At 38.1% G+C, this 13077-nt stretch carries 5 protein-coding genes; 4 read left to right on the forward strand and 1 reads right to left on the reverse strand.

Annotated features, from left to right (window positions below):
• Positions 1 to 50: 50 nt before the first annotated feature.
• Together FVB32_RS02490 and FVB32_RS02495 are read left to right on the forward strand one after the other, a co-directional pair.
• Positions 51 to 1088, forward strand: coding sequence for a substrate-binding domain-containing protein (locus FVB32_RS02490; protein WP_147741007.1), 1038 nt, complete (start codon positions 51 to 53; stop codon positions 1086 to 1088).
• 10 nt (positions 1089 to 1098) lie between these two features.
• Positions 1099 to 3753, forward strand: a complete 2655-nt coding sequence (locus FVB32_RS02495) for a metallophosphoesterase family protein (RefSeq protein WP_147741008.1) — start codon at positions 1099 to 1101, stop codon at positions 3751 to 3753.
• Positions 3754 to 3821: 68 nt separating this feature from the next.
• Here FVB32_RS02495 and FVB32_RS02500 read toward each other — a convergent pair whose 3' ends face one another.
• Positions 3822 to 8015: a hybrid sensor histidine kinase/response regulator transcription factor gene (locus tag FVB32_RS02500; RefSeq protein WP_147741009.1), complete on the reverse strand. Its 4194-nt coding sequence runs from the start codon at positions 8013 to 8015 to the stop codon at positions 3822 to 3824.
• 345 nt (positions 8016 to 8360) lie between these two features.
• On the opposite strand from FVB32_RS02500, the gene FVB32_RS02505 reads away from it, so the two are divergent.
• Both FVB32_RS02505 and FVB32_RS02510 read left to right on the forward strand, forming a co-directional pair.
• On the forward strand, positions 8361 to 9719 hold the full coding sequence (locus tag FVB32_RS02505; RefSeq protein WP_147741010.1) for a Gfo/Idh/MocA family protein: 1359 nt from the start codon (positions 8361 to 8363) through the stop codon (positions 9717 to 9719).
• Between the two features lie 57 nt (positions 9720 to 9776).
• A complete protein-coding gene (locus FVB32_RS02510; protein WP_147741011.1) occupies positions 9777 to 13073 on the forward strand; it encodes a SusC/RagA family TonB-linked outer membrane protein in 3297 nt (1098 codons plus the stop codon).
• Positions 13074 to 13077: the final 4 nt, after the last annotated feature.

The raw sequence follows: 13077 nt of genomic DNA on the forward strand, positions 1-13077 counted from the left end.
GTGTTATCGTACACACAAACTGTATGTCTTTTTCATATCTTGCTGATTGAATGAAGAAAAAACAAACAATAAAAGACATAGCCCATGCCGCTGGTGTGTCAATAGGTACGGTAGACAGAGTACTTCATAAAAGAGGAAAAGTGTCCAAAAAGTCCATGGAAATAGTGACTAAGGTTCTTAATGAACTTGACTACAAACCAAATCCGATTGCCAGAACCCTTAAAAATAACACTATCTACTCCATAAAAGTGTTGCTCCCTGATCCTAAAAAGGATCATTATTGGAAACGTTGTATGGAAGGGATAAACGAAATAATTGTAGAGTTTGGTGCTTTTGATTTTGAAATTGAAATCTATTGTTATGATCCTTCCAAACCCAAATCATTCTCAAAAATTGGAGAGCAATTGATTCAAACTGAAAATCTGGACGCTTTATTATTTGTTCCACTATTTGAAAAGGAAAGTAATACGCTTTTAAAAAAACTTAATACAAGACAAATTTTATCGGGGACTTTTAACAGTAGTCTTTCCAACAACCTTGTAGACCAACATACTGGGCAAGATCTATATTCGAGTGGACGTGTAGCGGCAAAACTCATTTATGATTTAATAAAACCACACTCAAGAATTGCAATTATCCATATTGATGAGGCTTTTAATAATGCAATTCATATGAAACAAAAAGAACAAGGTTTTAGCTCCTTTTTTAAGGAATACAGCTCTTTTGAAATAAAAACACTAACTCTAAATAGTAACGAATTCCAAAGCAAGTTTCCAGATTTTGTGGAGCAATTCAATCCCATAGATGCTTTTTTTATAACCACCTCCAAGGTGTATGAGGTTCCTGAAGCGTTAAAAAGTCAAGGAACAAAGTCTAAAATGGTCGGGTATGATCTATTACTAAGAAATGTTGAATGCCTAAAAAAAGGTGAAATGGATTTTCTTATACATCAAAACCCTAAAATTCAAGCTTCTTTAGGGCTGAAAGGATTAATTGAGAAGCTAATCTTTGAAAAGGAAATTCCCAAGAAGCGTCTGCTTCCTATTGATATTGTAAACTCAGAAAACGTTGAAAGTTACCTGATTTGAGAAAAAATCGATGAAAAGAAGAAATTATTTGAAAACCTTGTTAATGGGGACCATCGCTCCCTGTATTTCCCCTTCAGTGCTTGCCAATAGCACTTTTAAGCCTTGGCCTTATTCAAAAGGTTTGAGTTTCAATAGTAATTGGCACAACTGGCCAAATATGAAATGGACAGGGCCAGAATATTGGGGTAATAGGTTGCAGGATTGGCTTATTAAAGATGGTAAGGTTATATGTGACGTTACCGATAAAAATAGAAGCCTTCACCTACTCCCTATTCAAAAGCCTGAAAAAATGGTTGGTTTTATCACCTCCATAGTAATTGATGTATTGAACCGTGAATTGAAAAACATAGATGAAGGGTGTTTAGGGGTTCAGTTTGGGGTTAGAGGGCCAATTGAAGATTACAGATCGGCTGCCGTGTTTGGGAAAGGAACCCATATTGGGTTAACACCGAATGGTAATCTCAAAATCGGCCATCAAATTTTTGAGACTACTTTGGATTCTATTCCCGATCATTTCGGACTTGTGGTGGAAGCGGTTCCCAACCATAATTCGTATGCGGTTGCAGTTTCTGTGACCAATCCACAAAATGACCTTTTGCTTTATAAAAAAGAAGGGGTGGAATTATCCAACACCCAGCTCACTGGTAATTTTGCTTTATTGTCTGATTTTAAACTCAAAAAAAATCAAAATAAAAAAATAGAGCCAAGTGCCGCCTTCTCCAATTGGCATATTGCCTCACAGGATTTAACCTTAGAGGAAAATAACTTTTTTGGACCCGTCTGTTTTGCACAATACACGTTGAACAAAGGGAAGCTAAAGCTTACCGCACAAATGGCACCTTTAGAAGAAATACAAGGGCTCTCGGTTCATTTTCAAGTAAAAAACGATGAGAATAAATGGACGACTCTCAAGTCAAAGGCCATAGAACCAGAGGGCCGGTCCGTCCAATTTTCATTTGTCAATTTTGAAAAGGAACAAGATGTTCCCTACAGAATCGTTGCTGACATTCCTTTACTAAATAAAACAGAAACCTACCATTACGAAGGTACCATATCTACTGAGCCGCATAGCAAAGATGAAATTAGAACAGCTGTTTTTAGCTGTAATTTCCACTATGGTTTTCCAGATGCCGACATTCCAAAAAATGTATCAAAGTTAAACCCGGACATCATCTTATTCCTTGGAGATCAGTTTTATGAGGCAACAGGAGGTTTTGGGGCCATGTTCCAAGGAGATTATGATAAAATGTGTCTGGATTACTTGCGAAAATGGTACATGTTCGGTTGGTCTTATCGGGACTTATTCAGGCATCGACCGTGTGCCATCATTCCAGATGACCATGATGTTTACCATGGTAATATTTGGGGAGAGGAAGGTGAACAGGCAGACACATCCAGAGGGTTTGGTGCTTCTGCCCAAGATAGTGGAGGGTATAAAATGCCCGCCAAATGGGTAAATATGGTACAGCGCACACAAACTGGCCATTTACCTGATGCATTTGACCCATCACCTGTAAAACAAGGGATAGGCGTATACTATACGCATTGGAATTATGCAGGTATAAGTTTTGGCATACTAGAAGATCGAAAGTTTAAATCAGCCCCCAAGAATGTTCTTCCAGAAAGTGCGGAAGTTAACAATGGCTGGATTATGAGCGATGATTTTGACATCAAAGAGTATCGGCATATTGAAGCAGATCTTCTTGGTGATCGACAACATACATTTCTTGATGAATGGGCTCTAGATTGGAGCAACAACGCCCAAATGAAGGTGGTTCTTTCCCAAACTAATTTTGCGACTTTGGCCACACTTCCCGAAGGCGCAAAGACAGGGGCCGTAATTCCCTCTCTACCTATTCCAAAAAGAGGTGAATATATAAAAGGAGACCGCCCTACGGTAGATATGGATTCCAACGGTTGGCCAGCCTTAGGTCGCGATCTGGCAGTTAAAACTATTCGAAAAGCTTTTGCTTTCCACATTGCCGGGGATCAACATTTGGCGAGTTTTATTCAATATGGTTTAGGAGAACATGGTGACAGTGGATATGCCTTCGCAGGACCAGCCTTAAATAACATATGGCCCCGTAGATTTTGGCCAGATGTGGATAGCAGCGAGCACACATATGATAATCCTGCCTATTTGGGTGAGCACTTGGACGGTTTTGGCAATAAAATGACGGTATTTGCTGTTGCAAATCCTCAGAATACGGGTAAAGAACCAAAAATTTTGCATAATAGAGCGGTAGGTTATGGCTTGGTTACCTTTAATAAAAGGCAGCGAACTATTAAAACCGAATGTTGGCCCAGATTTATTGACCCCACCATACCCAACAGTCAATATCCAGGATGGCCAATTATCATAACACAGGAAGACAACTATCCAAGAAAAGCCGTTGCATGGCTCCCAAAAATACAATGGAAAGGAAATTACAAGCCAGTACTAAAAGTATTTGATAATAAAGGGCAACTAGTTTATGCTATAAGACCTGAGACTAGCAATTATAGTCCAAAGGTTTTTAATGAAGGTACATACATGATTGAAGTGGCTATACCGGACCTTGATTTTGAAAAAAAATATTTCAACCTGAAAGCGAGTGAAAAGCAAACTAAAACCATAAGAATCAATTTACTTAAGGAGATTAAAAAAAAGCCTCTTCAAAAATGAAGTTTTAAGAGTTGGGATATTGCCAATTACTAAAACAACTCGTTAAAAATTTGGACAAAAGGTGCTGTTCATGATTCCATTGATTGTAACACAACAATATTATATTTTTCTATCAACCTTGCTATTCCAATTTCCTTGCTCTCATTTTTAATGGCCATTGGAGGTTTTCCAAATTCTTCTTTAAAACATTTGGTGAAGTATTTCGAGTTCTTATACCCCACCATATATCCGGCTTCCGAAATATTATATCCGTTTTCCAAGAAAAGTAAGGCCGCATGTTTCAACCTTAAGGTTTTGTAAAAATCAATTAGCGTTTTGCCGGTAATATCTTGACATTTCCGGTAAATCACCGAATAGCTCATATTCATAATATCTGATAAATCCTCCAGCTTAAATTCTGAACATTCCAGCTGATTATTCAGCTCATTCACTAATCTTTCCATAAACAGATCTTCCTTAGATTTAACCCTTTCCATTTGAGGGTTGTTGATTATATCTGCCTTGTGCTTAATAATCGTTTTCTCCCTATTATCAAGAATGTTATCCACCTTTACCAATAGTTCATTAGGGTTAAAGGGCTTTTGAATAAAGGCCAATGCTCCAGTTTGCAAGCCCGCCAATTTGGTTTTAGCGGCATCTTTGGCAGTAAGCAATACGATTGGAATATGTGATGTAGCTTTTGATTTAATAAGGATCTTACTCATGGTTATTCCATCCATTGTAGGCATCATTATATCACTGACAATAAGGTCGGGCATTTTTTTTCTTGCCAATTTCAACCCTTCTTGACCATTGTCTGCAATGAACACATGATACTTTTCATAAAACAGATCACGGAGAAAAATTTGCATGTCCACATTGTCTTCTACAATCAGTATGGTAGCTCCTCTTTCAATTTTATTTTCATAAGTAATATCCAATTGATTGAGCAAATCCATTTCGATAGGTGACAGCATGTATTGTGGACTTATATCCATACCAACGCCCTTTTCTTCGTTTGAAAAAATATCACCGGTTTTTAAACCTACAGTAAAACAGGTTCCCTCATCTGAAGAGGAAACTTTTATCTTGCCATGGTGAAGATCAACCAATTCTTTGGTAAGGGCCAGTCCAATCCCCAATCCTTTTACGTTCTTTCCAATTTCTGATTGATAGAACATCTCAAAAATATCCTCTCGCTCTTCCAATGGGATACCTGGCCCCGAGTCTATCACGCAAATTTTGAGCTTTTTCCGTCCTTCTTTTACCTTCAAAACAATCCTTCCGCTACGGGGGGTAAACTTGAAGGCATTGGATAGGAGGTTGTAAAAAATATGCTCCAACTTTTCTGCATCATACCAAAGAAATACTTCTTCTTTTGGGTAGTCTTGGACGAAATCAATATTTTTAAATCTGGCTTGTTCAGAAAATGAATCGGCTATTTTTCTTAGATCGTATATGATATTTTTCCTTAAAGCGTAAACTCGCAGTTTATCCAACTCCCTATCCCTCACGGTCATCAATCCTTTTGAAATTCTGGAGAGTCTTTGCGCATTGTTTTTAATCAAAGAAAGACGTTGCCTCAATAATTGATTGCCGTTGGAGATTGCCCTTTGCAACATATCATCAATCGGACCGGTAATCAGCGTCAACGGGGTCTGAATCTCATGGGACATTTTCGCAAAGAAATTCATTTTTAAGGCATACAGTTCTTTTTCTTTATTAAACTGAAATTCTTCTCTGTGCAATTTATTTCTAAGCCTTACCCAAAAAACAATCCCAAGAAAAAGTAATCCAACAATTAAGGAATATACCAAATATGCAATACCGTTTGACCACCAAGGAGATTTAATAGAAATAGCTATTTGCTTTGTTGGAATATTCCAAACGCCTTTTTTGGTTCCTGCTTTTACTTCAAAAATATATTCGCCCGGCGGAATGTTGGTATAGGTTGCCACGCGCTCCCCTCTTGGAGCGATCCATTCCTTATCAAAACCGTTTAATCTGTAGGCATAATTATATTCTGGATTAAGAACATCCCCAATAGCTGCAAATTGGAATGAAAAGGACGACTGATCATACTTTAAATTCAAGGATTCCACATTTTCAATTCCTTGTTCAACTTGATTAGGCACCAAGTCAATTGCCGGTTTATTCAAAATATCTATTTGGCTAATGCCTAAATGTGATTGCGGTTTATTTTTTTTCATCAAATGGGGATAGAAGGCACTCACCCCATCATCACCTCCAAAATATAACATACCATCTTCGCCTTTAAAAGCACTTTTCCTTATAAAATTGTCTCCTTGTAGACCGTTTACTCTGTAATAAGAATCGAGCGAATCCTTTTTTACGTCATAATGATGAAGTCCGTTTCTACTACTCATCCAAAGTTTTCCATTATCATCAAATAACATTGCACTTATCTCCAAGTCCTTTATGCTGTTATGCGTTATGAATGATTTATAGGAATGATCTTGGGTGTTAAAGCGTAAAAGAGACCCTGAAAGGGACCGTATCCAAAGATTATTGTCCACATCGGCTATCATAAATGAGGGGTCATAGTTATTTGTATCCTCTATATGCGTTTTTTGATAGTACTTAATTTTTCTGAATAGGGAGTTATGAAGATTATCGCTGTTTTCCTCAAACTTGAACAAGCCCCCCCTGTTCATGCCTATCCATATGGAACCATCTTGCGCCTCGCAAATACTTTCTGATATGGTTCCTGACAACCCATGTGACCGATAGTTAAAATGAGCCAACACTTGTTTACTTTCGTTAAAAAGAAGGACTCCTTCACTTGTGGATGCCCAAATGCGATTTTTTGAATCTTGATAAAGAAAACGAACATCAGCACTTCCTTTTTCTGAAATCCCGGGCATCTTAACCTTACTAAACACATTTTGCTTAGGATTGTAAACGGAAAGGCCATTTTTATAGGTGGCTATCCATACTTTTTTATTTGAATCCTCTACAATTCGCTGAATATATCTTCCTTCAAAAATTGGGGAATCATTCGTCTTATTGCCATATTGAACGCTTGTTCCATCTGGAAATACTCTATTCAACCCTTTTCCATCTGTTCCAATCCAAAGTGAATTATCAGAGGTTTTAAGTACACTAAGGACTGTAGATGGGACATTTTCATCCGATCCAGTGTAGTATTGTATACTGCTACTATAGTTTGGTAAGATATCTATAAAACCTCTTTTGTAAACTACCCAAAGATTTCCGTGTACGTCTTCAGAGATATTGGTTATGCTATTGTTTGTAATAGAGAATTTATTGTTGTCGTCATGTTTAAAATGGGAGATACTATTACTGTCCTTATCAATTTTATACAATCCTTCTCCATCTGTTCCTGCCCAAATATTCCCTTGAGCGTCGCAATAAAGGGAATAAAACTGAGGAGAGTTCTCTGGGGATGTTTCCCCCGAACCTGAAATAGGAAACGCTTTCAAATTTTGGGAATCAGGTTCGTACCTATAGAGTCCATAAAGTTCAGAAACAATCCATATTCTGTTTTTCTTATCAGAAACCAAACGCACCACATGGGGGATTTTGTCATCAAAGGGCATTTTTACTTCTTGCAGCTGTTTAATAGTGACCTTGTAACCATAGATCTTACCATCTGCTGTACCAATCCATATTTGGTTGGAATCTGTGGCGGCAATAGTGGTTATTGTTTGAGGTCTATTTTCAATATAGGGCAGGGTGGCTATTCGTGACAATTTTGAATCGCAATAGGCATATTCGTAAAGAGCTCCCTCTGCTGAACCAAACCAAACCTTATTATCAAAAGGGATTATGGTATTGATTCTTACCGGTTTCCCTTCAATGGATAAACTGTCTCTAAAATGAACATATCTGCCATTCTTTCCAAACTGGGTAAGTTCACCATTATAGGTGGCCAGCCAAAAGTTGCTCTTTTTATCCTTTTTAAAGAATACCCTTCTTTTATTCGCAAATTCGTATCCAAAAATTTTAGAATAGGATGTAAAGGTAAAATCATATCCATTATACTTATAAATACCATCAAAGGAAGTAATAAGGATGTTACCTAAACTGTCATTTTCTATTGATGAAGAGGCCTGAAATACCCTTTCAAAGTGAATAAAATTATTGAGTTCCTGACTTTGCGCTAATTGAAGAAAAAATAGACTCAAAAAGCAACATAAACCTCGGTTCAAACGAAACCCTTCCTTAAACTTTGTTACAAAGCATTTAAAAAAACCTCCGGTGTCTGTAATTAATCCGATTGCCATTCTTTCATCTCCCATTTCGACAGCTATTTTAGATACTATCAATCAATACATTTCCATAATCAATCGATAAACCTTACCCAAATTACATTTTTTTTCTTTAAACATGAGCATTTTAAAATCAAATAAATACAATTAATGTGTACGATAACATTTTAAAATGTTATCGTACACATTAATTTATGAAACTTTGACCTCCTTATCTTCCAAAATGAACCATTTTGAAAGGGAAAAAGGACTGAAAGCAGAAAAAATAGGTGGTCTTAGACTAAAATGTATACCCTTTCCCTGGACAGTTATACCAATATTTGAAGAGGAACAAATTAGCAACAATATTAATTAAAGATACCTCTAGATATCAATATGAATTCAAGAAGAAATTTTGTCAAAAAATCTGCACTGGCCAGTACCGGATTGGCCCTTGCTCCTAGTATTTCCTTTGGTATTACAAAAGGATCCAACGCAGCCAAATTAAATATTGGACTTATTGGAGTTGGCTTGCGAGGAACAAATCATTTAAACAACCTACTGCTTAGAGATGATATAAATGTAGTCGCCATTTGTGATGTAGATGATGCAAGGATACAATTAGGTTTGGATATTATCTCCAAAAAGGGTGCGGCCAAACCAAAAGTATTTGGGAAGAATGAATATGACTACAAAAACTTACTTGAACTGGACGAGTTGGATGCGGTAATAATAGCCACTCCATGGTTGTGGCATACCCGAATGGCAAAAGATTCAATGCTCGCCGGAAAGTATACAGGTTTGGAAGTTTCGGCCGCTAATACCCTTGAAGAGTGCTGGGACTTGGTTAATACCCATGAACAAACCGGAACACATTTAATGATTTTGGAAAATGTCAATTACAGAAGAGATGTATTGGCTGTGCTCAACATGGTAAAACAAAATGTCTTCGGAGAAATGGTACACTATAGATGTGGCTACCAACATGATCTTAGAGGAGTACTCTTTAATGACGGAAAAACTGCCTATGGCAAAGGTGTGGAATTTGGTGAAAAGGGAATCTCAGAATCCAAGTGGCGTACACAACATTCACTATTACGAAATGGAGACTTTTACCCCACTCATGGAATAGGACCCATAGCTCCAATGGCCGATATCAATCGTGGAAATCGATTTTTAACGATAACCTCACATGCTACCAATGCAGTTGGATTCAAGGATTATATAACCAAACTTGGTGGTGAAGAACATCCCAACACTAAATTAAAATGGAAGCAAGGTGATGTAGTAACAAGTACCATTGAAACCTCAAATGGAGAAACAATCATCATAACCAATGACTGTAATCTACCTAGACCATATTCCCTAGGATTCCGTGTACAAGGCGCCAAAGGCTTATGGGAAGTAGATGGAAACCGTATTTACGTTGAAGGGAAATCAAAACCACATCGCTGGGATGAAGCCAATCAATGGTTGGAAAAATATGATCACCCCCTATGGAAAAAGTACGGAACCTACGCCAAAGGAGCGGGTCATGGCGGAATGGATTTCTTTGTAATCAATGCCTTTGTACAATCAGCTAAGCAAAATATTGCGCCTCCTATGGATGCCTACGACGCCGCAGCTTGGAGTGCTATTACTCCACTTTCTGAACTTTCCATTGCCAATAATGGTGAACCACAGGATTTTCCAGACTTCACTCGTGGAAATTGGATAAAAAGAAAACCCTACAATTGGATTAAGGATTCTTATTAAAATTTAAACGCAAGCAAACTAGATAACCTAAGATTACTAACTAAAATCAAATGATTAATGCAAAAACTGAAAACTAAATTCGTATTTCTAACGACTCTTGTTTTTTGTGGCATGCTATCCGCCCAAAATATCAAGGTGACAGGAAATGTAACAGATGTTGAAACCGGAATGCCTATTCCAGGTGTTAGTGTCATAGAACAGAATACGACAAACGGCGTTGCCTCAGATTTTGATGGAAATTATGAAATAAATGTACCATCAGATGCGTCATTGATTATAAGTTCAATTGGTTTTATTTCTCAAACCATACTTGTAAATGGACAAACCACAATAAATGTTTCTCTATCTCCCGATGTATCTCAATTGGACGAGGTAGTTGTAGTTGGTTTTGGCACGCAAAAGAGGGAAAACGTTACAGGGGCTACCTCTTATGTTCAACTTGATGAAATTATTAATGATCGTCCTATAGTAGATGCCACACAAGCCTTACAAGGTGTCGCTGCTGGATTACAGGTTGTACAAAATTCAGGACAACCCGGTAACAATACCACTTCAATAAACATTAGGGGTTTTACCTCAATCAATGGAGGATCTCCTTTGATTCTCATCAATAATGTCCCAGGTGATATTGAAGACCTTAACCCAAGGGATATTGAGTCCATATCGGTGCTTAAAGATGCCGCGGCCTCATCCATTTATGGTGCAAGGGCAGCTTTTGGGGTGGTACTCATTACCACAAAAGCTGCCAATCGTAATAAAAAAGTGAGTTTTAGTTATGATGTGACCACAAGTATTTCACGGGCTGTAGATCTTCCTGAAAAAGCTGCCACCAGACAATTTGTGGAGGCCCTCGATGATTTTGGCGTGAATGCCTATTTTGCAGGCCAGAATGTGGATCGTTGGAAAGAACTATTGGATTTGTACGATGCCAATTCCAATGAACTTAATTTGGTCACAGACCCAATCAGTAACAGAACCTATCCTATACACGATGATGGCGGACAACTATATCCCCTGGCAGATTCAGATATCATAGAAGATTTTATCAATAATTTTGGGTACTCTACCATCCATAATTTTTCAGTATCGGGTGGTGGTGAGAAGATTGGTTACCGCTTAAGTACCGGTTACGCTTTTGAAGATGGTGTTATGGTCACGAGTAAAGATTCGTTCAAAAAATACAACATTAATGCCCAAATAGATGCCGATATTACTCCATCCCTTACATCTTCCTCCAACGTTTTGTTCCGTTCCAGTATCCAGTCCATACCAGATGCTAGGTATAACGATGCAATTCAACAACGCATGTACGATCCTACAGGTTTTTTTGATGATGGAAGCGGGGTAGTTCTACCATTTGACAGTCCTGGGAATAGAGTACGTTTTACCGTTCCCGATAAAAGAGATGATGATAATTTACGTTTGTTCCAGCGTTTGGAATGGAAGCCCTTCAAGAATTTTTCAATTACAGGGGAATATACATATGAAAAGAACTTTATAAATCGAGTTGAAGTTAATAATGGCCAAAGGTTCTACAGCACTTTTAGGTTCAATCCAACCGTTCCTGAGGAAGATGCACTTCGCAATTCAAGTCTTAGAAAAGCACAGACAAACAGGATTTATAATGGTTTGAACATTTACGGAAAGTATGATTTGACCTTAGGTGACCATAACTTCAATTTTCTTGCAGGTTTTAATAAGGAGGACGAAAAGCAAGATGTTTTTACGGCATTTAGAAATGACCTTATTGATCCAGAAACTCCAACCTTCAATTTAGCACAAGGAGAAGATTTCTTAATCACCGATTCTTTTTATGAATGGGCGGTAGTGGGTTATTTTGGTCGATTGAATTACAATCTCTTAGATCGTTATTTCCTTGAAGGAAACCTACGTTATGATGGCTCTTCCCGATTTGCTTCGGGTAATAGATATTCATTGTTGCCCTCTGTGTCCATAGGCTGGGACATTAGCGAGGAACCATTTATGAAAAATGTGGACTTTATAAACCTATTAAAGCCTAGGGCCTCTTGGGGTAAGATAGGAAACCAAGAATATAGAAGGCCAGACAATAATCAACAAGACTATTATCCTTCCATACCAGGATATGAAAGCTTTTTGGCAGAATGGATAAATCTAAGTGCGGACCAACGTTTTATAAGTTTTAACCCAGCTCAGTTGGTTAGTGATACTTTTACTTGGGAAGAAGTAGTTACCAAAAACTTGGGGTTGGATGCTAATTTTTTCAACAATCGGTTGAATACCTCTTTTGATGTTTATGTACGTGAAACCAATGGTATGCTCAAGGCTGCCCTTCCGTTGCCTGCCATCCTGGGCACAGAAGCGCCTTTACAGAACGACGCCGATCTAGAAACCACTGGATGGGAAGTACAAGTGGGCTGGCAAGATAAAATTGGTGACTTTACCTATGGTATAAACGTCAATGTTTTTGATAGCCAATCTAAAATAACTCGTTTTGAGGCATCCGAAAAATTGATTGGTCAATTTTATGAGGGTCATGAAATAGGTGAAATCTGGGGTTATGTTACCGATGGTTACTATACCGCTGATGATTTTGTGTCCGGAACTTTGGACGCCGATTTATCTGGTCCTAACAGACAGTTGCTCGATGGCGTTCCCTTTCCGGAAAATGCTCCTGTTCCCTACCCTGGCGATGTAAAGTACAAAGATCTTAATGGTGATGGTATAATCACCGATGGAAACGGTACGACAGCTCCGCAGTTTGATGACAACGGAAACGTGATTGCAGATACTGGTCCTGGTGATCGCAAACGTATTGGTAATAATACGAGAAGGTACCAATTTGGCATCAATGGTAATATGGCATACAAAGGATTTGATGTTTCTTTTGTCCTGAACGGAGTAGGACAACGAGATCGTTGGAGAGGTTTCACAACCGTAAATGGGGAGAATAGGCAACAAGATCTGGATTTGATTTTCCCTTATGTTTCAGTTTTTGATCATATCTATGCACATCAACTGGACTATTGGACACCAGATAATCAAGATTCCTTTTATCCAAGAATTTATGGTGATGCAAGTACCGGCAATACGGATAGCAACTATGTGAGGAGCAGATTTGTACAAACCAAATACCTAAGTGATGAGAGTTACCTTAGAATTCAAAACATCACTTTGGGCTACTCATTTGATTCCAATGTTTTAGAGCGTTTAAATGTAAACAAGCTAAGGGTTTTTCTAGCGGCCAACAACCCTTTTACCTTCGATAGATTGCAAAGGGGCCTAGATCCAGATCAATCGTTGACAGGCGCTGGTGTACGAACCAGATATCCCATATTGGCACAGTACTCTGTAGGTCTTAATGTATCATTCTAAAAAA

It is taken from the genome of Flagellimonas hymeniacidonis, assembly GCF_008040165.1.
Lineage (GTDB): Bacteria > Bacteroidota > Bacteroidia > Flavobacteriales > Flavobacteriaceae > Flagellimonas > Flagellimonas hymeniacidonis.